Raw genomic sequence first — 23,422 nt, 5'->3', positions numbered from 1 at the left:
TTCTAAGAACATATGAAAAAGCTATTATTATTACTGCTGATGGCTACCTCTATGATGACTAGCCACGCTCAAGAGAGAAAAAGTGCGCCTCTTCACGAGGTATTGTTAGAGACTGACAGTGGAAACATCCGCATTCAACTCTATAACGAGACGCCCTTGCACCGTGATAACTTCCTCAAGTTGGTACGGAGCGGAGCCTATGATGGGGTATTATTCCATCGTGTTATCAAGGATTTCATGGTACAGACTGGCGACATGGGATCGAAGAATGCAAAGCCAGGACAGGCTCTTGGCGATACTCCCGAACGCTATTCTCTACCTGCAGAGATACATTATCCCGAGTTGTTGCACCGCCGAGGTGCAGTCGCTGCAGCGCGTGAAAGCGATGATGTAAACCCACAACGTAAGTCGTCATCTACGCAGTTCTATATTGTTTGGGGTATACGTTTTACGGATAAACAACTCGATTGGGCACAAGAGAGACTAGATGCTCATACAGGTGGAACAGTGAAGATGTCGCCTGAAGTTCGTCAGTTATATAAGACCGAGGGAGGCTCTCCTCACCTCGATGGACAATACACTGTTTTCGGGCAGGTAATCGATGGTTTAGATGTTGTTGAACGCATACAACGGCAGCCAGTAGACGATAATGACCGTCCCAAAGTAGACCTTCGTATTCGCAAGGCTATTGTTTTGAAGTAAAGTGATGATGTAATGGAAAGGTTGTTATTCACACCTTTCTATTACCTATATATATAATAAGGTGTAAACGAGAAAATCATGATTAATAAGAAACTTACAGGTTGCTTGGTTGCTTTAATGCTAGGTTCTGGTACAGGCTTAGCCAATAGCAGGTACATATTCTATGCTGTTAATGACTCTACTAACGAGCAGTCTACAACGGCAAAAACCAATGATAAGGAGAGTCAGAAAGCTACCAATGATAAGGAGAAGCCCTCTTCTTACGAACAACTAATAAAGAAAGGCGGTAGTGTTAACGATGGTCTCTTCACGATAAGGCATATTGAAGACAAGTGGTACTACGAACTTCCAGACTCCATACTAGGTCGTTATCTATTGGCTGTAACGCGTTTCACCGCTGTACCACAGAACTTCGGTAAGTTCTCGGGAGAGGCTATTAACCAGAAGACACTCTATTTCGAGCAACGCAACAACAACACGATTAACCTTCGTGCGTACGTTCTTTCACAAGAAGCAGACCCTGAGAGTCGCATCTCCCGTACGCTTAAAGCCTCCACTGCTGACCCTATCATTGCATCGTTCAAAGTGCTTGGTCGCAATAAGAAAAACAATGCGCAACTCATTGAGGTAACCCCTCTCTTCCTCAAAGATAATGGTGTTGTGAGTATTCCACAGGACGCTGCTAAACAACTGAAAATCGGTTCATTGCAGTCTGATAGAACCTTTATTGATACAATGAAAGTCTATCCTATCAATGTCGAAATAGCTACAACACGCACCTATAGCAGTACTCCTTCTTCTGCTCCTGCATCATCTACTGGAGCCTTGACTGTTGGTCTGAACACTAGTATTGTACTACTTCCTCAAACTCCAATGCGCAAGCGTATATGGGATGAAAGGGTTGGTTACTTCACCAATCGATATACTATCTTCAGTGATGAACAGACTCGCGCCGACCGCGAACAGTTCATTTCTCGCTTCCGTTTAGAGCCTAAAGACAAGAAAGCCTACGCCAAAGGCAAACTCACGGAACCTATTAAGCCCATTGTATTCTATATAGATCCTGCAACGCCAAAGAAGTGGGTTTCTTATCTAAAACAGGGTATTGAGGATTGGAATGTAGCCTTTGAAGCAGCTGGTTTTAAGCATGCTATTCAAGCAAAGGATTGGCCAGAAGATGATTCAACTATGAGTGTTGACGATGCACGTTACAATGTCTTACGATACTTACCAGCTGAGATTGAGAACGCATACGGCCCTCGCATAGTCGATCCACGTAGTGGGGAGATCATCGAAAGTCACATTTGTTGGTATCACAATGTGATGAATCTCTTGACAAAGTGGTACATGACGCAGTGCGGACCACTTGATAAACGAGCACAGACAATGCACATGGATGATCAACTCATGGGCGAGTTAATACGCTTCGTATCGAGTCATGAGGTTGGACACACGCTGGGTTTGCGTCATAACATGGGTGCTAGTCATGCTACACCAGTAGAGAAGTTGCGTGATAAGAAGTGGGTTGAAGAGCACGGGCACACTGCAAGTATCATGGACTATGCCCGTTTCAATTATGTAGCTCAGCCCGAGGACAATATCTCCGAACGTGGACTTTTCCCACGAATAAACGACTATGACAAGTGGGCAATACGCTGGGGCTATCAGTACAGACCTGAGTTTAAGGATGAGATAGCCGAGAAGGAAGGGTTGTTAACAGAGACTTCTAAGGTCTTAGCAACCAATCCACGCCTATGGTTCGGAGGCGAGGGTAAGAACGAAGACCCACGTGCGCAGACTGAAGACTTGGGTGATGACAATGTGAAAGCGAGCGATTATGGCATCAAGAATCTCAAACGAATCATTGTCGCCTTACCGACATGGACACATCAAACTAACGATAGATACGAGGACAGAATAGAGATGTGGAAGAGTGTTATCAGTCAGTTTAATCGATACACAAACCACGTTCTTAAGAATGTTGGAGGGCGATACATCAATAACATGCCAGGGCAGAAACCTTACGAGGTGGCACCTGCACAAAAGGGAAGAGACGCTGTTGACTATCTCTCCCGACAGCTCTTCGACGCTCCAGTCTGGCTCTATCCGTCAACGATGACAGATGTGTCAGGTGTAAATGCTGTCGATGAAATCTCTGCACAACAAGGGCGAGTTTTGAAGGTATTGTTGAATGGTTCGTTGATAGATAAGATTTACAAGGATCAATTTGCGGCTGGTGCTTATCAGGTCAAGGACTATTTGAACGATGTATTCAAGGCTGTTTGGCAACCCTTGACATCGACTAATGACGTGAAAGTTCGTACACGTCGTCTGTTGGAGCGTACCTATATCAAGCAGCTCGATGCATTCCTAAATCAAGTGGAGAAAGACAAGTCTGTCGAATTAGACCGCGCCCGTCCGTCAGATATATCATTGTATCTTGGACAGCAGCTTGATACTATTGAGAAGTATTGCAAGGCACAGGCTGCTAGCAGTACTGACCTTAACCTCCTGCATTACAACGATATTCTGCGCCAGATAAAACTAATTCGTGAACGGCAGAATAGCGTGAAGTAAGAAAATCCCTTCACTCCCCTCCCCTGGAGGGAATGTTCCGAACAAAATAAAGAGAGCATCTCTTTGCATTAAAGAGAGCCTCTTCTCACATCAAGGAAACGCCCTCTTCTATATGAAGGAGGCGTTTCTTTGTTTGCAGTCTTTTGCTCGTCACTAACGAGACACAGCCTCTTTACACTCCAACCCATCTGCTACTCCCCTATAGAATATCGAACTTTAAAATTTAATTTAACGATTCTATAGCTGTCACAGATTTGTTCCCCGTGGTTTGTAAAAGCCTTCGGCGACTTCTCATCTGCCAACAGGTCGGGTCATCCCAATCTATATAATGTAGGCTTCAGTATCGGTTTATTCAATTAAAGAAGACATAGTTTTATAAGATAGTAAACCATTAATAGCAATGAAGCTGTTACTTGATTGCCGACTTCCATATCCATAGTTCGCCCACTTGGAAACTGATGAGTGCTTTCGTATCGGTCTCTGTCTCCTTGATACCTTGCTCTCCTGTTTGTAAGAGAAAGACTTCTCCTGCATTGAGCTTAGCAATCAGTGAAGAGTCTTTACGCGACACTTCATCAGGATGAGGGAGCATATCTAGGTCGTTAGCATTGCGTACACCGAAGCAAGGAGTAGTGATTCTCACTTTCACCTCACCAACTTCTCTAAAGCCAGCGTTGCTTACATTCGTTGCTTGAATGGCTTTACTACCTTTATCATTCCCCTCTTTTAATGTGTCAATGGACTGCTTTACCTCTGCAGGTTTAGCCTCTTTCTGTTCATGTACACAAGCACTAAAGAGCAAAGAAACTATTATTGAGGTTACTGTTAATGTCTTTATCATCGAGTATATACGCTTATTAACAAACACAAAAGTACACTTTTTCAGTCATAACAAGCAATGTTAGTAATGGAAAAAGCTAATTATTGCGTTTTTTTCAGTAAGTTTGTAGACGTAAAAGGATATCCTTTTTAATTACATCTCACTAATCAATAGTAATCAATGAAACGTAAGACTTGGCACAAGTACCATAAGTGGTTAGGAATAATCATTTGCTTTTTTGTGATAATGTTCAGCCTCTCTGGCATTATTCTCAACCATCGCAGCACCTTTGCAAGTATGTCTATTAGTAGGAAATTCCTACCTTCTTCTTATACTTTCAAGCGTTGGAACAATGGCTTATTACGTGGTACAATACGTTATAAAGACCAACAATCAAAGACCGAGAAAGTGCTCATTTATGGTGCTGCTGGACTTTTCTTAACTGATAGTACAGCCTCTTCTATTAATGAATTTAATAACGGTTTACCCACAGGAGCCGACTACCGACAGATAAGGGGAGTAGTGCAAACTCCACAAGGAGAACTCTTCGCCGCTGGTATCATGGGCTTATACCGATTGAAGGAACACAATACTTGGCAGCAAGTGAGCCTCCCTAAGGAAGATGATGACGAACTCTTATCGGATATAAGTATGCGTGGTGACACCTTAGTAGTGCTTAGTAGATCTTATCTATACTTCTCCTCCGCCCCATATAACCATTTCCAACGCCTTCAACTACATGCTCCTGCAGGTTACGATGGCAAGGTTAGCCTCTTTAAACAGCTTTGGCTCTTGCATTGCGGAGGCTTATTTGGTACGTGGGGAAAGCTGTTTATGGATGCAATAGCCCTTGTTCTCATCCTTCTAAGCGTCACTGGCATTTGGTTGTGGGCACGTCCTCGAAGTGTAAAGATGTTTAAGTGGCATAAACAAGTGGGTATCTACACCTTCTTCCTCACCCTCTTTATTGCAATAACAGGCTGGGCATTGCGTCCACCGCTGCTTATTTTCCTAGCTAGCAACAGCACTCGTCCACTGCCAGGAACCGTCTTGAATAGTGATAACGCATGGTATGACAAGTTAAGGATGATACGTTATGACGAACAGGAACACGACTGGATGATTTCAACCTCCGATGGTTTCTATTCTTTGACATCGTTAACTAGTCAACCGAAAGCCCTCACCACTGCTCCACCTGTTAGTGTGATGGGGCAAAATGTATGGCAACATGAGTCGATTGGAACGTGGCTTGTAGGTTCGTTTGATGGTCTCTACCGATGGAATAGACAAACAAATTATATAGAACCATGCGATGCCTCCTTGTATGCAGGAGTCCTCGTACCAGGTACGGCACCAACAGGACAAACCATCTCGGGATATAGTTCTGATTTTAAAGGGCATCTCTGCTGGGCTGATTACTTCACTGGTACACCTTTCCCAGCCCAACCTTCCCATCTAGAAGACCGCCCCATGTCACTTTGGAATGCGGCATTAGAAGTACATACGGGGCGTATTTACATGGGGAGTATAGGCTCTTTTGCCTTCATCTTTGTAATGGGTATTCTTCTAGTAATTGTCTTGGTATCTGGAAAGAAACTATAAAGACTATTCGAGCAAACTATCTGCTCGAATGGTCTAAGCCATCAAATACATAACAAACGAGGCTATTGCAATATAAGCGAAGATACCTAATCCCACCCAAACTGGTATGAGTGTCCCTTTGAGCTGACAGCGATGATAAGGTCCTTCTATATACAATAAGGTGCGATAAACGAGTGCTGAACCAATCAAAGCAAAGGTTATTCCACCAAGAATATCACCTGGGTAATGCACGCCAAGGTACATTCTTGAATAGCAAACTACCGCTGCCCATCCTATCATAAACACCGACAACCATCGTTTCCGAAGCAAGAAACAGATGAAGAAAGCCAATCCAAAACAATTACCAGCGTGATTGGAAGGGAAGCCATAGGCTCCACCTCGATAGTTATTAACGGTGTGCACTAGGTGACCAATGGGACAATCAAGGTTGCTGGGGCGCATTCGTCCAATCATCGGACGTATCCATTGCGCCGTTAACGTGTCCGTTATCAACATCATCACACCGATAGTCAACAAGCTAAACAGCACTGCCTTGTAACTGAAGTTACGTAAGAGAAGGAGGAGAATACTAGCGTATAATGGTATCCAAATGAGCTTACCACTTACCGAAAACATAAACAAGTCCCAATAAGGATTGTGTAAGCTATTCACAGCCAACAGTGCATGTTGATCGTAATTAAGGATGTTTTCAATTAAAACTTCTATCATTTTGATTGTAGAAAAGTGATTTACTTGCAGTTTCAAGATACTTGGCACTGCATGAAGTAAAGGTTTTTAGGTTTCTTATTCGGCTGCAAAAGTAATAAAAAATATTGATATTCTATCATGGTAAAAACCTTTGTTTTCCTTCATCGTAAGTATTTCCTTGATTATTCACAATCAACTTCCGTAAGTTCACCAGTACGTGAATCGATGATGAAACCACGCACAACAATGTCCTTCGGAACGAGTGGATGAAGCAGAATACCCGCCACCGTTCGACGCACACTAGCCTCTGTATCATGAAAACCATCAAGATATTGATGTAGATTCACTTGCTTAGCAGCCTCTTGAAGGGCGTCTTCTGTAATGCCATGTTGGCGCATTAAGTGCAAAAAGTGGTCTGCCTCCATGTGACAGGCACCACATCCAGAATGATGAATAACCATGATTTCCTCACAATCAAGCTCATAGATTGCCACGAGCAAAGAGCGCATAACAGAGTCATAAGGCGTCAGCAGGGTTCCACCAGCTACTTTGATAATCTTTGCATCACCATTCTTTAACCCCAACGCCTTAGGCAATAGCTCCGTAAGACGGGTGTCCATACAACTGAGAATAGCTAGTTTTAAGTCGGGTTTACCGCTTGTTACGAATGGTTCATAGCCTTTGTTGGCTACAAACTCCTTGTTATATGCGAGGATGGATGTTATCATTTTATATTTAAATAAGTTAATTCTTATATACTTCTTAGCTGCAACCTATCTACCTTCAAACGCTGCTCTCGTTCGTTAATGAGCGTTTCCAGTTCACTAAACGACCTCATTTTCAAGAGATGAGGGTGCTCGTATTCATCTACAACCTCATGTTGCCAGATAGTATGAAAGGGTATATGGACAGCCCAACCACCAAGTTTTAACACTGGTTCTACGTCAGATTTAAACGAATTACCTACCATCAAGAGCTCTTCAATACCAATTCCAAATTGCTCACAGAGCCTTTCGTAAGCCTTAGGAGTCTTATCCGACACAACGATAAAGTCGTCAAAGTAGGTTCTTAATCCCGACCGATTGAACTTGCTCTCTTGGTCTAGTAGTTCGCCTTTAGTGAATACTACAAGTCGATATAGACCTGATCTGCGCAACTTCTCCATAGTTGTTACAACCCCTTCTAGCGGTTTGCCTGGTAGTTGCAAGAGCGATTTTCCCATCTTGATAATAGCTGTCACCTCTGCAGATGTCAGTTTCCCATGACTCACCTGAGTTGCATTTTCGAGCAAGGAGAGGATGAACGCCTTACTTCCATAGCCCAACAACTCCATGTTGGCAGTCTCGGTTGCAAATAAAGCCTGCGATACTTCTTCCACAGGAGCATAGTGTTTCAACAGGTCGCAATACTCCTTCTCCACTGAAGCAAAGTAAGTTTGACACTCCCACAGGGTGTCATCTGCATCGAAAGCAATCAGTGATATATCCTTCATTTTCTACTCTATTACGAACATAATATTGCGAAACTGCTCCTTAGGAGCTGCCTCATTCGTTAATACTTCGGGGACTTTTACAAGGTTGCGAGCCTGTAGTAAGTCGATAGTATCCCACATTATTTCATGAAAAAGGACGATTGAAGTACGCTTATCATCTATCTTTGTAATCTCTTGAGCACGTGTAATATTATCCTTAACAGCTGAAGTTAAGCTATCAGATAATCGGTGACAAAGAATATTAACAGAGTCTTGCTTCTCTCTATCAATTACTGGTATCTGCAACTTCCCAGTCTCATCAACAATGCCATAAGGCTTTAAATGGTCAATAATAGTTGCATCCTTCAACCCTTCGTTGTCAAGTAGGCATTGTGCTAAAGGCATTAAATCTGCGTGTTGCGGAGCGTTTTTTAGACTTGTTCTTGTCCATGTCTCTTGGATAGGTCCATAGCTATTGGTGCCGAATTGAGTTTTCTTTCGTGGCTCACAAAGCACCCACACCATTCCTTTCCAGTCTGCTTTATTATCGAGTTTATATCTATCTGGGGCTATCGCATCCCATGTCAAGCCATCAAGCACATAAGAGAAAGCAAGGCTAAAAGCGTTATCAGCAAAGTTGCTCTTGCTTAATTCTGTGACAAGTTGTCGATAGTCAGCTTCCGACTTATCCATTACGTTCGTAGCAATTAATCGACTTAGTTGGCGCAAGGCTGCGGTTTGTTCCACATCAAAGATAGGCAATATTGTCTGCCATTTGTCGCCTTCCACCTGCTTAATCATCCCTGCTTTTTGCAAGTAAGAGAGCTGCTCATCATTAAAAGATAGCCCTGCCTTGCGCAGACCTTTTGCTGTGTTAGGAGTACGGAGCATATAAAGTAATTGCCAATTATTATCCTTCTTGATATATTCGAAGGGGTGGACAGACTTGAAATCACTGAATGCAACACGTTCACACTGGCTCAGACTGCGCATTGCGTTTTGCCCATAAATAGTCGTTACAGCCACGCTCAACGCAGCTATTAATATCATTTTCAGTTTCATAATCAAATAGTTTGAGTTGCAAAAGTACGTTTTTTATTGTAGACTTCAAAACATATTCATAACTTATTCGCCCTTGTAAGCCCATGAAGAGGGCGTCTCCTTGTGGCGAAGAGAGCCTCTCTTCATGGCAAGGAAACGCCCTCTTTAAATGGAAGAAAGCCTCTCTTCTTTTGTAGATGTGACTATTACGGAAAGCAAACGATAGTTCTATCACTCGTATATGTTAGCTATTCCTCCCCTTTTGGAGAACTTTGATGGGACTTTCAGAGCCTTTGCTCTCATGCATTCAACCTCATATTTATAACATTTTCACCATTATAAAGATAGGAATCAGAAGTTTTTTACTACCTTTGCAAGAACTTATTGCATCCCTTCTAACGGGGGTATAACAACAAATTCCACATTAATAAACCACAAGGAATAATCATGTTAATAGACTACAAGAAGGCAAACATATACCAAGATGAGCGTCTGATCCTAAAGGATGTGGACTTCCAAGCAGAAGCAGGAGAGTTTATTTACCTTATTGGACGTGTTGGTTCGGGTAAGAGCTCACTGCTAAAAACAATGTACGGAGAGCTTGACATCGATACTTCTGATGCTGAGAAAGCTCACGTATTGGGCGAGTCTGTACTCGACATAAAGCGCAGTCGCATCCCAGCTTTGCGTAGACAGATGGGTATCATATTCCAGGATTTCCAATTACTACACGATCGTACGGTTGCAAAGAACCTAGGATTTGTATTGCAGGCAACGGGTTGGACTGACAAAAAGAAGATTGCTCGACGTATTGAGGAGGTGTTAGCTCAGGTGAACATGATGGACAAGAAGGATAATATGCCCAGTGAGTTATCAGGTGGCGAACAGCAACGTATTGCTATAGCACGCGCCTTACTCAATGAGCCAAAGATTATTATTGCAGACGAGCCGACGGGTAATTTAGACCCAGAAACAGCCGCTAACATTGTTAGCATACTGAAGGCTACATGCCAGGCAGGTACGACGGTCATCATGTCAACGCATAACATCAACCTCTTGAGTCAGTTCCCTGGCAAGGTATATTGCTGTAAGAACGGCGAATTAAGCCTACTTGAAGACAATAACCAAGTACAGGTACTTAACGAAGAGGCGGCTCCGATAGAAGCTATTGGCGAGCCCATAGAAAACGACTAGGCTCTGGAAGGGGCACAACCATACAATAGAAAGATAAGACGAAACATGAAAGTAATGAAATTCGGAGGTACATCTGTTGGCTCACCAGAGCGCATGAAGGGTGTTGCCTCATTAGTAACAAAGTCAGGGGAACCTACTTTTATAGTCCTCTCAGCCATGAGTGGAACCACAAACTCGCTGATTGAGATCTCCGATTACTTATATCGTAAGAACCCAGAGGGGGCTAATGAGGTGATTAATAACCTTGAGCAAAAGTACTTCGGACATATTGATGAACTCTACTCTACCGACGAATACAAACAGAAAACACGCCTGTTCGTAACGGAGATATTCGATTATCTACGCTCTTTCACGAAGGGTCTTTTCACCTCATTTGAGGAGAAGAACATCGTTGCACAGGGTGAGGTATTGTCGACAAACATGGTGGTCAACTACCTACAAGAGCAAGGTGTGAAAGCGACATTACTTTCTGCACTCAACTTCATGCGCACTGATAAGAATGCAGAACCCGATCTCCCTTATATCAAGGAGAAGTTATCTGCTATCATGAAAGAGCATGAAGGCTATCAAATCTACATCACACAAGGATTTATCTGTCGCAATGCTTATGGTGAAGTAGATAATCTCCAGCGTGGCGGTTCGGACTATACAGCATCGCTGATAGGTGCTGCTATCAATGCAGAAGAGATACAAATTTGGACAGACATAGATGGTATGCACAATAATGACCCACGTGTGGTAGATAAGACGGAGGCTGTTCGACAACTCAACTTCGAGGAGGCTTCGGAGCTAGCTTACTTCGGTGCGAAGATCTTACACCCGACATGTGTGCAGCCAGCAAAGTACTCCGGCATACCCGTTCGACTGAAGAATACGATGGAACCAGACGCTGAAGGCACCATAATTAACAACACTCTTGTTAGGAGTAAGATAAAGGCCGTGGCTGCTAAAGATAATATAACTGCCATCAAGATAAAGTCTAGTAGAATGCTAGGAGCATCTGGTTTCCTACGCAAAGTGTTTGAGATCTTTGAGAGTTATCAGACCTCCATTGACATGATAACGACCAGTGAAGTGGGCTTATCTATGACTATTGAGAACTGTAGTCACCTATCAGAAATAGTTGACGAGTTGAAGAAGTATGGTACAGTAAGCGTCGATTCTGATATGTGCATAGTATGTGTAGTGGGTGATCTCGATTGGAGTAATGTAGGTTTCGAGACGCTTGCGACAGATGCAATGAAGGATATTCCGGTACGCATGATCAGCTATGGAGGAAGTAATTATAACATCTCCTTCCTTATAAAAGAGGCTGACAAAAAGCGCGCCCTACAATCCTTATCAAACGTTCTCTTCAATTAACTTTATCCAATAGAGGGCTTATCAAGGATATGAATAATCGCTGATTTGCCCTCTATATGGACTTTATAACGACATAGACACAACCTTGCTTACAGCAAGAAACACATTCTCAATATAACACAAAAGCAATGAAAGAAACATTCCCAACAGATAAATTCAGGAATATAGAGACTCCCTTTTACTATTACGATTGCGATCTTCTACGCAAGACATTGCATGTCATTCAAGAAGAAGCAGGTAAGTACGAAGGTTATTTAGTACATTATGCTATCAAAGCAAACGCTAATAAGAAGGTTCTTAACCTAATTAGTCAGACGGGAATAGGTGCAGATTGTGTTAGTGGAGGTGAGATTCAACGCTGCTTGGAGAGTGGTTTTCCTGCAGATAAAATGGTCTTTGCAGGTGTCGGAAAAGCCGATTGGGAGATTAACTTAGGGCTTGATAACAATATATTCTGCTTTAATGTAGAGAGCAAGGAAGAGCTTGAAATCATTAATGAACTAGCCCAGAAGCGAGGGAAGATAGCGAGTGTCTGCCTTCGAATTAACCCAAATGTAGGGGCACACACACACGCTAATATCACCACAGGACTGGCAGAGAATAAGTTTGGAATAGCCATGCAGGACATGCATTCAACGGTGCTTGCTGCAATGGAGATGACGCATATCAAATTCATTGGTTTGCACTTTCATATAGGCTCGCAGATTATGGAGATGGGAGACTTTCAAGCACTTTGTGAACGCATCAATGCCATTCAAGTCGACCTCAAGGAACGTGGTATTGAGGTCGAGAATATTAATGTTGGAGGTGGCTTAGGGATAGATTACAATGAGCCAGATGAGCACCCGATCCCTGACTTCCAATCATACTTCAAGACCTTTGCTAAGCACCTCAAGTTGCGCAAGGGACAGAAGGTTCACTTCGAATTAGGGCGTTCCGTCGTTGGTCAAATGGGCTCTTTAATCACACGAACACTCTATGTGAAACAAGGTACAAGTAAGCAGTTTGCCATCGTGGATGCTGGCATGACGGACTTGATAAGACCGGCTCTCTATCAGGCACACCATCGAATAGTAAACCTGTCAAATACCGATGAACTACAGTCGTATGATGTAGTTGGTCCCATCTGTGAGTCCAGTGATGTCTTTGCAAAAGGGGTATCTCTTAACACGGTACATCGCGGTGATCTCATAGCGATAAGGTCGTCAGGAGCTTATGGAGAAATCATGGCTTCACAATATAACTGTAGAAAACTACCTATCGGATATATGTCCGATGAACTTTAAAACAACAATTCTTTAAACGAATGTTTACCATTGATAATACAACAATCATCTTATCAGCAGTATTGCTGGTGATGGCTTTATTAACACCTCTAATTAATCCTTTCTTTCGGAAGGTGCGCACAAGTGCGATAGTAACAGAGCCTACCACTCCAGCAGAAGAAGCCAATGAGACGGAGACTTCATCGACTGTGACTACTGTTGAGAACTTCAGTTTGCCTCCCGTGTCGATTGTGTTTACCCCACACGACAATGCTAGCGAACTAGAAAAATACCTTCCCCTCTACTTCAACCAGTCGTATGACAATGACTTTCAAGTTATCGTTGTTGTTCCTCAGGGAGACCATGAAACGAACGATGTACTCAAGCGATTTGCTGATAATAAACGCCTTTATACAACCTTCATACCTGACTCTTCACGCTATATGAGTCGTAAGAAACTTGCAATAACATTGGGTGTTAAAGCTGCAAAATACCCTTGGGTTGTTATGGCGGATGTATGTAGTTATCCTCAAAGTGACCGATGGTTACAAACGCTGGCACAGCATTGCATGAATGGAAGAGAGCTTGTTGTCGGTTACACCCGATACGAAGATGGCACGCCAGACTATCGTCTTTTTGAACGTTACTATGAGGCTCGTTATATCATGCGAGAGTATCAGCACGACCACGCCTACCGCTGTCCTTTCAATGCATTGATGTTCCGCAAGGATCTATTCTTACGGCAAGAAGGGTTCCGAGGAAACCTTAAGTATCTTCGTGGAGAGTTTGATTTCATGGTCAACAAATATGCAAAAGGTAACAACTTAGCCTTTGAGTCTTCCCCAGAGGGTACATTGATTGAGGAAGTTCCAACCGATAAGGTATGGTTAAGCACACACCTCTTTTATATGGAGAATCGCCAGCACTTGGAAGGTTCGGGACGGCATCGTTGTTTGCCAATCATCGACCAGTTGGCTCTTCATGGCAATTACCTTATACTATTTGTGGCTCTCGCTGTTTCACTCCTTACCCACAACTGGATTATAACAGCAGCCTCTGCACTTGGTTTACTGCTCACTTTAATACTCCGAATGATGATTGGTAAGCGAGCACTCAACCGCTTCGATATTGACATATCAGCATGGAAAGTAATCCCATACGAGCTTGCTATCACATGGAAAAGGCTCGGTTATAAGATCAAATACCGCCGAGCTAATAAGTATGACTTCATCTCTCATAAACTATAAATGCGTATTCTCCATTACATAAACAGCCTAAAAGCAGGCAACTTACTATCCGATTATATCCTACAACTCACTTCCGAGCAAAAGGAATATGCGGAGGTTAAGACCTTAACAAGCACTGACGACTTTCAAAAAGTAACCGAGAAAGAGAACCCCGACATAATCCACATACATGCTTGTTGGGATTACCTCGCTGCCAAACGGGCGCAATGGGCAGTGAAGAAGGGCTATGCAGTCGTCCTTTCTACACACTGGGGACTGAACGAGCCTATACGTTCTAACGAACAGAGAATACGCAAGTTTATTAAGCAGATGATGTACCAGCAAAAGACTGTACATCAAGTGGATGCTATGCTGGTTACCAATGAGAAAGAGCGTCAAATGGCACTAACTCTAGGTTGGCAAAAGCGTATTGACGTTATTCCGAACAGCCTTTTAAATAGTAGTATATCGGCAAGTGAGATGGCAGAACAAACCATCCTCTATTATAATAAGGTGTTAGACACTCGCTACCAAGTGGCTATGTCTTCAATGGAAAACGATGCCGTATATAGTTTGTTACATGTTGGTCTGGCACGAGAAACCACTCACAACCTCCTTCCGAGCGATCAACTCCTGAATTTAAGGAGCTTAAATCCAGCGCAGTGGAGGCGTATCTTACTCTATTCCGATGATGAGAATATAAGGGAGATCATCGATGATGCCATTAGCAGATTACAGCTAAATGCCCCGAATATAGAGACTAGTACGATTCAACGTTTTGCCCTCGTCCTTCCCAAAGAGCGCAATCCTCTTAACCAAAAGAAGATAGTTGGAACCAAACCTCTTACTCGTCAACGCCTTAATGACAATATTAATAGCGACGAGACCATCGTTAGAACCATTGCAATCATGCTAGCCAATGCACATCAATTAGATAGGAAACAAATCCTTTCCATGCGTCATCTAGCAGATTTATACACGATGATTAAATATAATGACTATGACGAAGACCGCCTTGCAGAGGTGTTACGTCATATGCGTATCTATCGTTTCTCACGTCGTATCATCCAATTATTAGTAGACAAGCTACACCTAGAAGAAGGTTTCCGACCCTTCTCTCCACTTGCAGATAATGGGTTGAAAGCCATCATGAAAAGGAACTTTAAACATAGATACTAATAGGAGTTATCACCAAAGAAAGACTGATTAACTCCATAACTAATAGAAAGGAGACATTCAAATGACACTTAAACAGTATGATCTAAAGAAGGATGAGCGTTACTTACAACTGCTTTCTAAGTCTTTCCCTACTATTGCCGATGCATCGACAGAGATAATAAACTTGGAGGCAATAGCACATCTTCCAAAAGGTACGGAGCACTTCCTTGCGGATATACATGGCGAGTATCAAGCCTTCCAACACGTGCTAAAGAACGCATCAGGTAATATAAAGAGAAAGGTCAACGAGTTGTTCGGTGACACTCTAAGAAACGCCGAGAAGAGAGAGTTATGCACACTTATCTATTATCCAGAACAGAAGTTAGAACTGGTCAAACATACCGAGAAGGACATCAACGATTGGTACCATATTACGATCTATAGACTCGTGGAAGTATGCCGCGATGTATCGAGTAAGTACACTCGTTCTAAGGTTCGTAAAGCCTTACCAACGGACTTCTCTTATATCATTCAAGAGCTTCTTCACGAACATTCGGACGATAAAGACAAGACCGATTACGTAAGTGCTATCATTCATACGATTGTCACTACGGGACGAGCTGACGATTTCATCATTGCCATCTGTGAGGTTATTCAACGCTTGGTTATCGATCAGTTGCACATCTTAGGGGATGTTTATGACCGTGGACCAGGTGCTCATATCGTCATGGATACGCTCAAACGCTACCATACATGGGACATTACTTGGGGTAACCACGACATCTTATGGATGGGAGCATGCGCTGGTAATGATGCTTGTATATGTAATGTCATTCGCATTGCCTTACGATATGCAAACATGGCAACTATCGAAGATGGCTATGGAATCAACCTCATTCAGTTGGCAACCTTTGCGATGGACATCTATGGAAATGACCCTTGTGAAGAGTTTAAACCGAAGGTTTCTAAGGACAATCCACTCGATGAACGAAGTATGACCTTGACGTCTCAAATGCATAAAGCCATTAGTGTTATCCAATTCAAACTGGAGTCTCTACTCATCAAGCGACACCCTCTTTGGAAGATGAACGACCGCTGTTTATTGGAGGCAATAGACTATAAGAAGGGTACAATCATCGTCGATGGAAAGGAGTATAAGATGCGTTCTTGCAATTTCCCAACCATTGATCCGAAACATCCTGACCAGTTAACTGATGAGGAGCAAGCCCTCATCGACCGCCTTCACCAGTCATTTACTAGCAGTGAGAAACTACGTTCGCACATTCGCTCTCTACTACGTCATGGCTGCATGTATAACATCGTTAACCACAATCTTCTCTATCATGCTTCTATCCCATTGACGGCTGATGGAAAGCTAAAAGAGGTTGAGATAGGTCCTGGAGAGAAGTTAAAAGGAAAGGAGTTACTCTATCAGACGGGTATGAAGATACGTGCTGCTTTCCAAATGAATAACGATATTCAAACAGCAGAGGAGCACCAAGATGCAATCGACTTCTTCCTTTACTTGTGGTGTGGACCCGATAGTCCGCTCTTCGATAAGTCAAAGATGGCAACCTTCGAACGCTATTTCTTGACCGAAAAAGAGACTCATCACGAGGAGAAGGGATACTATTTCAGTATGCGAGACAATGAACAGATTGCAGACATGATAATGGATGAGTTCGATGTTCCTAAGCCCAACCGCCACATCATCAATGGGCATGTTCCTGTGCACGTAGTGAAGGGAGAGAACCCAATTAAGGCCAACGGAAAGTTGATGGTGATTGATGGTGGCTTCTCACAAGCCTATCACAAGGAGACTGGTATTGCTGGTTACACCCTCGTCTATCACTCTCGTGGCTTCCAACTTGTACAACACGAGCCATTCACATCAGCGGAGGATGCAATAAAACGGGGCACTGACATCGTTTCAACTATACAAATCGTAGAGATGAATCAGCACCGCATTCGTGTGCAAGATACCGACAAAGGGTTAGAGTTAAAGATGCAGATTGAAGCCCTGAAGGAACTTCTCTATGCTTATCGCTCAGGCTTCTTGACAGAACAGGAACGCAAGAATCCACCCAAGCTATAGCCTACCACAACCCCTCCCCATCTCTTCCAACGAAAAAAGAAAGGCTCCCCTCCCCATTCCTCTATGAATGTAGAGGGGAGAAAACAGCAATGTTTACAAACAAAGAGGGCGTTTCTTTATAGCGAAGAGAGGCTTTCTTCACATCAAAGAAACGCCCTTCTCCAATTGAGAAGGGCGTTTCCTTTTATCCTAAGATTTGTAACCTCTTTTACACTTTACCATGATTTCATATCTTAATGACATTGTCCACTCCCCTATTCATTTGGCAAGGAGGACAGGAAAGTGTGCTCTCCATTATCTAAAATAATGTTTGTTTATACAAACAAATAGCATAAACTGATAGGTTTAAAGATATAAATAAGTATCTTTGCGGTCAAACTTTTGAATAATGACGACAAACGATAAGCATACTAAACGGGGTCGACTATTCATTACTTGGCTCTGTTCTCTCTTTCTAATTGCCGTTACGGGATGTGAAGAAACAACCACAACACGCTCTTTATCAGAGCAAGAATACCATTACGATGGCTCTCTCTCAACACTATCAGTAGACAAGCAAGGATACTGGATAGGGACTGAGAGTGGGGTATTATGGCATGTTGACGGACAAAATAAAACCCGTTATTATACGGGCTTAGACCGCATATACAATGTTGAACGTAACCTTGAACACCCTAATCAACTATGGATTGCAGCCCGAAATGCGGGTTTGCAGTTATGGAACATAGCCCAAGATTCGTTGATTCATCAGGTTACTTTCCAGCTTCCTAACAAACTGGATAAATATTCGCCTTATGATATTGAACAGGTAAAAGGGACTATTTATCTTGCAACATCGCAGGGGCTTTATTCCACTCCAGCCTCAAACACGCCAAAGGAGTTGGTTCCTATTTATCCAAAGAGTAATAAGAAAACCGAACAGGGGGTAATGCCTTTCTTGGTCAACAACCTCTGTCATGCTGGAGAAAAGTGGCTCTTCGCTGCAACGCAAGCAGGAGTTGTCTCTCTGGACTTAGTATCTAATAAGGTGAACGTACGCCACAAAGGGGAATACATACGGCACATTGAAGTCTATGATAACAAGCTCTATGCGCTTGCAGATGGTAAACTATTGATAGAGGAACTTGATGGACGAGGAGAGAAACAATATCCTCTCCCGCAAGCAGTACTTACTTTCTATAAAGTTGGGCGTACCTTTTACTTCATCACATTGTCAAGTGTGTTGCTTTCAGACAATCTTTCACACTTTATCAGTGCTCCCTTACACCATGAGATACCCAATAATCCACACGAGATAGCCATTCCTGATGATGGAAAAGGCTTCTCTTTGCTCTTAGGAAAGCATGCGGTATGGCGTATCCCACACCATCTTGGCATCTTCAGTACCAATGCGCCTATTGTTGCAGCATGTAAGGCAGGTGATAGTTACTTATTTCTGAATGACAAACGGGAACTCTTCCGCCAACAACGGAACGGAAAGGAGGCTACAAAGATATACGACTTTGAGGAAGGCGAACAGCCTAGAGAGATGAGAGCCTTTGGTAATGACATTTACTACTACAACTCAAATAACCAGTTGTGTAGGCTTACTGCAGATAAAAGTTACCTATTCAACCAACTCTTCGCAAGCCCGAAAGTACTCATGCAACCCACAACTCGCATTACAGCAATGGAATTGCAAGCAACCAAGAGACAGGTGTTGTTAGGAGTGCAAGACTATATGCTCTCCATTGACATGGCTTCCGGTAAGGCAGATACAATCAAGTCAATGCGTGGAAAATACATCACTTCGTTTTATCATTCGGCGTCAAAAGCGAATGATATATACATCACCACATTGAATAATGGGGTATTCTATGGCGACGGACAGACATTCCGTCCACTCCAGAGCACCATCAATAAGAGCTTTATGAATGGGGTTCTCACAAACAAGAAGTACCCAAATAGCATCCTTACCCTTACTAATCACCAGATAGAGATACAAGGTCTTGACTCGCTCCAGATAGATGGTTGCAACCGAATGTACAGCATTAACGATAGTATTCTCTATGCTATCCCCGAGGCTGGTATTCGTAAGTTCATCATCAAACAAGGGCGAAAACTAGTGGACTGTGGTACATTCTATGATGATATACACTTCAATTCGCAAGCCGGATTCGTACAGAATCAAACCTTATATATTGGTTCTGACCTTGGTGTGATGGCACTTCAAGCAGGGAAAGAAACGGCAGGACGATGGATAAACTTCAATGATAAGGTGCCTAATCCACGCCTAGTATTGCTCACTGCATTGGCTGTATTCCTCCTTATTAGTATGGTTATCATTACCTATCTCAAGCAGAAACACACGGAGAAGATACAACTACAACTAGGAAAAGAGGACCTCCTTCGCAGGCTCTCAACCCTTAATTCTATCCGTAACCGACTATCAGCTGGAGAACAAAAGGACATTGATAACATTTATCAAGAGATTAATTTGATTGGGAGTAAATCGCAAGACATGAAGGCTGCAGGTAAACAGTTTTCATCTGTATCAGCACGTATCTCACGCATTAATCGTGATACGGCATTGCAGATGGTGAAGTATTTGAACGAGCAAATAGAGCGTATCCATGAGGTCAATATATATGAAAGTAAGATCATATTACAGGCTTCGCAAGAGGCGAAACAATCGGATAATATTGAGCTAATCATACAACAATGTGAGAAGAACGAAGCGTGGCTTAACGAGATAGAAGATCTACATGATCTATTGCACAAACTGCGTCGCTCGACTGAAGGAACACTAGTGCTAAAGGGCTTAAATGATGGTATGAAAGAGGCAATCAGCCATGTATCAGAGTTATATCAACAACGTCCTCTTACAGAATTACACGATAATCTCCCAACTTTAAAGGAGCAATATGAGCGACTCTTTAGCACAGAAGGGCTCGCTATCATTCGTCAGTATATCGACACAAACATTGCTTACTTGGAGCAAGAGGAGGATTATCAGTATGTAAGTCAAGCTTTGTCTAAAGAATTAGAAGGTATTAAACAAGCGATAGAAGATTATGACAGAATAGACTTACTACGCACCTTGCAGATAATAGACTACCGCATTGCACAGGTGAAACAACTGAAGGCACTGCAACGACTCATGCACCACTTCGTCACAGTACACGATAACATCATACATGAGAATGAGTCAAGACGAATGAAGAAGTTTGATTCTAAGCTCTTTGCAGATATAGACTCTGCAACGCGAGACATCACTGATCGGATTAAAGCACTATCTTCTTTCTTCTTCGATAGTATGATGAAGACAGATGGAAGAGTGTGTGAAGATCTCTTCCACTTCACCTCTGCTAGTAGTCAGCAAGTGCGTGTGCTCATTCTCTTACTCGCAATTCCTAAGGTGAAGCGAACACTCCTTCCAGGTATGCTAGGTATATATGGTAACCTCAACCCTGTTGTTAGTAGGCTTTATCACAGCAAGATTGGGGACAATAGAAAGGCGCTCACTGACTATTGCGAGCAGAATCCTTCAAGTATAGTACACTATATTTTAAAGTTGTCTGAATAGACAAGTAGCGTGAGAACCAGTGCCTTATAATAGTTGCATTAGCTTATTTATAAGAAATAAACTGATGCAACTTTTTTTATACCAGCATTCCTCCTACCTTTGCAGGAACAATATGATTCAATCTTATTAATAAACCTTTTAAATTAAAAACCAAATGACAAAGAAAGCTCTCATAGTTGGTTTCGTTGCAATGTTATCGTTGTCAACGTTCGCACAGACGGCATCTACTAAGATTAAAGATGCACGTACTAAACCCGACCTCTACTTCCTTCAGGACGGTCAACAGGCTAGTTCGCTCGACTTGCTACCACCTCCTCCACAGCTAGGAAGCATTCAGTTCTTATATGACGAGGCTCAATACCAATGGGGAAAGATGCAACGTGACACGCCAAGAGGCGACCAGGCGGCTGCAGATGCACGTGTTGGTGGTGACGGAGTGCCTAATGCTTTCTCTGAAGCATTCGGTGTTAAGATAAGCAAGGAGACCACTCCTGAGATTTACAAGCTCATTCTGAATATGCGTGAGGACGCTGGTGACTTAGCTACTCGTGGTGCAAAAGACCACTACATGCGTGTTCGCCCGTTTGCATTCTACAAGGAGATGACTTGCAATCCAGAGCAGCAACAGGAGCTATCCACCAATGGTTCTTACCCTTCTGGTCATACGGCTATTGGTTGGGCAACGGCACTTGTATTAGCAGAAATCAATGTTGACCGACAGAATGAGATATTAGAACGTGGCTACCAGATGGGACAGAGCCGTGTTATCTGTGGTTACCACTGGCAGAGCGACGTGGATGCTGCACGCATAATCAGCGCAGCCATCGTGGCACGCTTGCATGCCGACCCTGCTTTCCAAGCACAGTTAGCAAAGGCAAAGAAGGAGTTTGCGAAGCTACAAAAGGATGGGAAGGTAGCTAAGAGTACCTTCAAAGCAGCCAACTAAACCGAGGATAACAACAACACAAACAAGCTAATAATATCAAAGACAATGAAGAGAATAAACTTTATCGATAATTGTTTGGGAGATTAACAAATAAGTTTTACTTTTGTCGGTGCGTGTAGATAAGGATGCAAGGCGGCAGAGATTCACGAACACATCATCTATCACATACACCTAAAGACCAAGTAAACAGACACTATAAAACAAATTATGAATAAGAAAGAATACGTGCGTTCATGGGCTGAAAGCTACAAGAACGACTTAACAAACAACATCATGCCATTCTGGTTGGAACATGGTTGGGATAAAGAGAATGGCGGTATTTATACATGTCTTAACCGTGATGGTTCGTTGATGGATACCACTAAGTCGGTGTGGTTCCAAGGGCGATGGGCATTCATCTGCGCCTTTGCCTATAACAATGTAGAGAAGAATCAAAAGTGGTTAGAGGCATCGAAATCGGCTATCGACTTCATCGAGAAGTATTGTTTCGACCAAGATGGTCACATGTACTTCGAGGTTTCTGCCACTGGTCAACCTATACGCAAACGCCGTTACGTATTCTCTGAAACCTTCGCAGCTATAGCCTTTGCAGAATACTCAAAGGCAACGGGCGACCGCCATTATGCCGAGCGTGCATTGCAAGTATTCCATGATGCACAACGCTTTCTGGCTACTCCAGGATTCCTCCCAGCCAAGTATGAAAAGGGCGTGGAGGCACAGAGTCATTCGATTATCATGATTCTCATCAACGTTGGCTCACGCCTTCGAGAAGTAATTGACGACCCGACTCTCACCGAGCAGATAGATAAGTCAATCGCACTATTGCGTCAGTACTTCATGCACCCAGAGTTTAAGGCACTCCTTGAGACCGTTGGCATGAATGGAGAGTTTATAGATACTAATGCTGGGCGAATCATCAATCCAGGTCATTGCATTGAGACGGCATGGTTCATCATGGAGGAGGCTAAGCTACGCAAGTGGGACAAGTCACTCCTTGACACAGCCCTGACCATATTCGACTGGTCGTGGGATTGGGGCTGGGATAAGCTCTATGGTGGTATTATCAACTTCCGCGATTGCCGCAACTTACCTGCACAGGACTATTCACAAGACATGAAGTTCTGGTGGCCGCAATGCGAGACAATCATTGCCTCGCTCTATGCTTACCTCGGTACGGATGATGAAGAGTACCTCTATCGGCACCAGCGAATCAGTGAGTGGACATACGCTCACTTCCCAGATAAGGATTACCCAGAATGGTACGGATACCTGCACCGTGATGGTACGGTAGCCCAACCTGCCAAAGGAAATATATTTAAAGGGCCGTTCCATATCCCTCGTATGATGATTAAGGGCTATATGCTCTGTCAGGAGATCTTACAGAAGATGGAGGAATAAAGCCCCTATCACTCCGCTTAAAGCATAAGCAGGGAAAGCGAGATGCGCACGTATTGTATTTCGTTTTCCCTGCTTTTCTTTTGCTTACAAGCGTGTTCTGTATTATTTTCCTACGTGTTCTGCATTACTTTCCTACGTGTTCTGCATTGTTTTGATGCGTGTTTTGCATTGCTTTGATACGTATATTATTTAATTATCTAAGCGTGATAACTAATTATCTAAGCGTGATAATTAATTATCTAAGTGTGATAATACTTTATCACGCTTAGATAATATAAAAACATACGTGTTCCGTGAATACGGAAAGCGCACA

Annotated in this window: 17 protein-coding genes; 12 read left to right on the top strand and 5 right to left on the bottom strand. The window is 43.0% G+C overall.

The window, feature by feature from the left end; genetic code table 11:
- Positions 1-12: 12 nt before the first annotated feature.
- Together HMPREF9969_RS06455 and HMPREF9969_RS06450 are read left to right on the top strand one after the other, a co-directional pair.
- Positions 13-702, top strand: coding sequence for a peptidylprolyl isomerase (locus tag HMPREF9969_RS06455; protein WP_009434995.1), 690 nt, complete (start codon positions 13-15; stop codon positions 700-702).
- Positions 703-777: 75 nt separating this feature from the next.
- Entirely contained in the window at positions 778-3,279 is a 2,502-nt protein-coding gene (locus tag HMPREF9969_RS06450; protein ID WP_036895299.1) for a zinc-dependent metalloprotease, read from the top strand.
- Positions 3,280-3,688: 409 nt separating this feature from the next.
- Here the strand turns inward: HMPREF9969_RS06450 and HMPREF9969_RS06445 are convergent, their stop codons facing one another.
- Entirely contained in the window at positions 3,689-4,120 is a 432-nt protein-coding gene (locus tag HMPREF9969_RS06445) for a hypothetical protein (protein ID WP_009435006.1), read from the bottom strand.
- 159 nt (positions 4,121-4,279) lie between these two features.
- Here HMPREF9969_RS06445 and HMPREF9969_RS06440 point away from each other — a divergent pair, with 159 nt between their 5' ends.
- Positions 4,280-5,701: a PepSY-associated TM helix domain-containing protein gene (locus HMPREF9969_RS06440; RefSeq protein WP_009435046.1), complete on the top strand. Its 1,422-nt coding sequence runs from the start codon at positions 4,280-4,282 to the stop codon at positions 5,699-5,701.
- 33 nt (positions 5,702-5,734) lie between these two features.
- Here HMPREF9969_RS06440 and HMPREF9969_RS06435 read toward each other — a convergent pair whose 3' ends face one another.
- From HMPREF9969_RS06435 to HMPREF9969_RS06420, 4 genes are all read right to left on the bottom strand, one after another.
- Entirely contained in the window at positions 5,735-6,409 is a 675-nt protein-coding gene (locus tag HMPREF9969_RS06435) for a phosphatase PAP2 family protein (RefSeq protein WP_036895297.1), read from the bottom strand.
- A gap of 161 nt (positions 6,410-6,570) precedes the next feature.
- Positions 6,571-7,116: a beta-class carbonic anhydrase gene (locus tag HMPREF9969_RS06430; RefSeq protein ID WP_009435052.1), complete on the bottom strand. Its 546-nt coding sequence runs from the start codon at positions 7,114-7,116 to the stop codon at positions 6,571-6,573.
- 23 nt (positions 7,117-7,139) lie between these two features.
- Positions 7,140-7,880 (bottom strand): HAD family hydrolase, encoded by a 741-nt coding sequence (locus HMPREF9969_RS06425; protein ID WP_009434989.1) that lies wholly within the window; start codon positions 7,878-7,880, stop codon positions 7,140-7,142.
- Between the two features lie 3 nt (positions 7,881-7,883).
- Entirely contained in the window at positions 7,884-8,921 is a 1,038-nt protein-coding gene (locus HMPREF9969_RS06420) for a hypothetical protein (RefSeq protein WP_036895296.1), read from the bottom strand.
- Positions 8,922-9,347: 426 nt separating this feature from the next.
- Here HMPREF9969_RS06420 and HMPREF9969_RS06415 point away from each other — a divergent pair, with 426 nt between their 5' ends.
- The 9 genes from HMPREF9969_RS06415 to HMPREF9969_RS06375 all read left to right on the top strand — a co-directional run bounded on the left by HMPREF9969_RS06415 (position 9,348) and on the right by HMPREF9969_RS06375 (position 23,109).
- On the top strand, positions 9,348-10,094 hold the full coding sequence (locus tag HMPREF9969_RS06415) for a cell division ATP-binding protein FtsE (RefSeq protein ID WP_009434993.1): 747 nt from the start codon (positions 9,348-9,350) through the stop codon (positions 10,092-10,094).
- Positions 10,095-10,139: 45 nt separating this feature from the next.
- Positions 10,140-11,456: an aspartate kinase gene (locus HMPREF9969_RS06410; RefSeq protein WP_009435032.1), complete on the top strand. Its 1,317-nt coding sequence runs from the start codon at positions 10,140-10,142 to the stop codon at positions 11,454-11,456.
- Positions 11,457-11,584: 128 nt separating this feature from the next.
- Positions 11,585-12,742 (top strand): diaminopimelate decarboxylase, encoded by a 1,158-nt coding sequence (gene lysA, locus HMPREF9969_RS06405; protein ID WP_009435002.1) that lies wholly within the window; start codon positions 11,585-11,587, stop codon positions 12,740-12,742.
- 20 nt (positions 12,743-12,762) lie between these two features.
- Positions 12,763-13,968: a glycosyltransferase gene (locus HMPREF9969_RS06400; protein ID WP_009435061.1), complete on the top strand. Its 1,206-nt coding sequence runs from the start codon at positions 12,763-12,765 to the stop codon at positions 13,966-13,968.
- Entirely contained in the window at positions 13,969-15,126 is a 1,158-nt protein-coding gene (locus HMPREF9969_RS06395) for a glycosyltransferase (RefSeq protein WP_009435014.1), read from the top strand.
- Between the two features lie 61 nt (positions 15,127-15,187).
- Complete coding sequence (locus tag HMPREF9969_RS06390; RefSeq protein ID WP_009434981.1) at positions 15,188-17,200, top strand: fructose-1,6-bisphosphatase; 2,013 nt, start codon at positions 15,188-15,190, stop codon at positions 17,198-17,200.
- Between the two features lie 388 nt (positions 17,201-17,588).
- Positions 17,589-20,765 carry a hypothetical protein gene (locus HMPREF9969_RS06385; RefSeq protein WP_009434987.1) on the top strand — a complete coding sequence of 1,059 codons (3,177 nt, stop codon included), beginning with the start codon at positions 17,589-17,591 and terminating at the stop codon, positions 20,763-20,765.
- Between the two features lie 154 nt (positions 20,766-20,919).
- On the top strand, positions 20,920-21,711 hold the full coding sequence (locus tag HMPREF9969_RS06380) for an acid phosphatase (RefSeq protein ID WP_009435053.1): 792 nt from the start codon (positions 20,920-20,922) through the stop codon (positions 21,709-21,711).
- Positions 21,712-21,918: 207 nt separating this feature from the next.
- Entirely contained in the window at positions 21,919-23,109 is a 1,191-nt protein-coding gene (locus HMPREF9969_RS06375; RefSeq protein ID WP_009435024.1) for an AGE family epimerase/isomerase, read from the top strand.
- Positions 23,110-23,422: the final 313 nt, after the last annotated feature.

It is taken from the genome of Prevotella sp. oral taxon 306 str. F0472, from assembly GCF_000257925.1.
Taxonomy (GTDB): domain Bacteria; phylum Bacteroidota; class Bacteroidia; order Bacteroidales; family Bacteroidaceae; genus Prevotella; species Prevotella vespertina.
The sequence above is the reverse complement of the archived record's forward strand: the minus strand, read 5'-3'. Positions and strand labels throughout refer to the sequence as shown.

Coding starts and splice junctions, on each gene's coding strand:
- HMPREF9969_RS06455 (WP_009434995.1), top strand. CDS start 13: ATGAAAAAGCTATTATTATTACTGCTGATGGCTACCTCTATGATGACT.
- HMPREF9969_RS06445 (WP_009435006.1), bottom strand. CDS start 4,120: ATGATAAAGACATTAACAGTAACCTCAATAATAGTTTCTTTGCTCTTT.
- HMPREF9969_RS06440 (WP_009435046.1), top strand. CDS start 4,280: ATGAAACGTAAGACTTGGCACAAGTACCATAAGTGGTTAGGAATAATC.
- HMPREF9969_RS06435 (WP_036895297.1), bottom strand. CDS start 6,409: ATGATAGAAGTTTTAATTGAAAACATCCTTAATTACGATCAACATGCA.
- HMPREF9969_RS06430 (WP_009435052.1), bottom strand. CDS start 7,116: ATGATAACATCCATCCTCGCATATAACAAGGAGTTTGTAGCCAACAAA.
- HMPREF9969_RS06425 (WP_009434989.1), bottom strand. CDS start 7,880: ATGAAGGATATATCACTGATTGCTTTCGATGCAGATGACACCCTGTGG.
- HMPREF9969_RS06420 (WP_036895296.1), bottom strand. CDS start 8,921: ATGAAACTGAAAATGATATTAATAGCTGCGTTGAGCGTGGCTGTAACG.
- HMPREF9969_RS06415 (WP_009434993.1), top strand. CDS start 9,348: ATGTTAATAGACTACAAGAAGGCAAACATATACCAAGATGAGCGTCTG.
- HMPREF9969_RS06410 (WP_009435032.1), top strand. CDS start 10,140: ATGAAAGTAATGAAATTCGGAGGTACATCTGTTGGCTCACCAGAGCGC.
- lysA (WP_009435002.1), top strand. CDS start 11,585: ATGAAAGAAACATTCCCAACAGATAAATTCAGGAATATAGAGACTCCC.
- HMPREF9969_RS06400 (WP_009435061.1), top strand. CDS start 12,763: ATGTTTACCATTGATAATACAACAATCATCTTATCAGCAGTATTGCTG.
- HMPREF9969_RS06395 (WP_009435014.1), top strand. CDS start 13,969: ATGCGTATTCTCCATTACATAAACAGCCTAAAAGCAGGCAACTTACTA.
- HMPREF9969_RS06390 (WP_009434981.1), top strand. CDS start 15,188: ATGACACTTAAACAGTATGATCTAAAGAAGGATGAGCGTTACTTACAA.
- HMPREF9969_RS06385 (WP_009434987.1), top strand. CDS start 17,589: ATGACGACAAACGATAAGCATACTAAACGGGGTCGACTATTCATTACT.
- HMPREF9969_RS06380 (WP_009435053.1), top strand. CDS start 20,920: ATGACAAAGAAAGCTCTCATAGTTGGTTTCGTTGCAATGTTATCGTTG.
- HMPREF9969_RS06375 (WP_009435024.1), top strand. CDS start 21,919: ATGAATAAGAAAGAATACGTGCGTTCATGGGCTGAAAGCTACAAGAAC.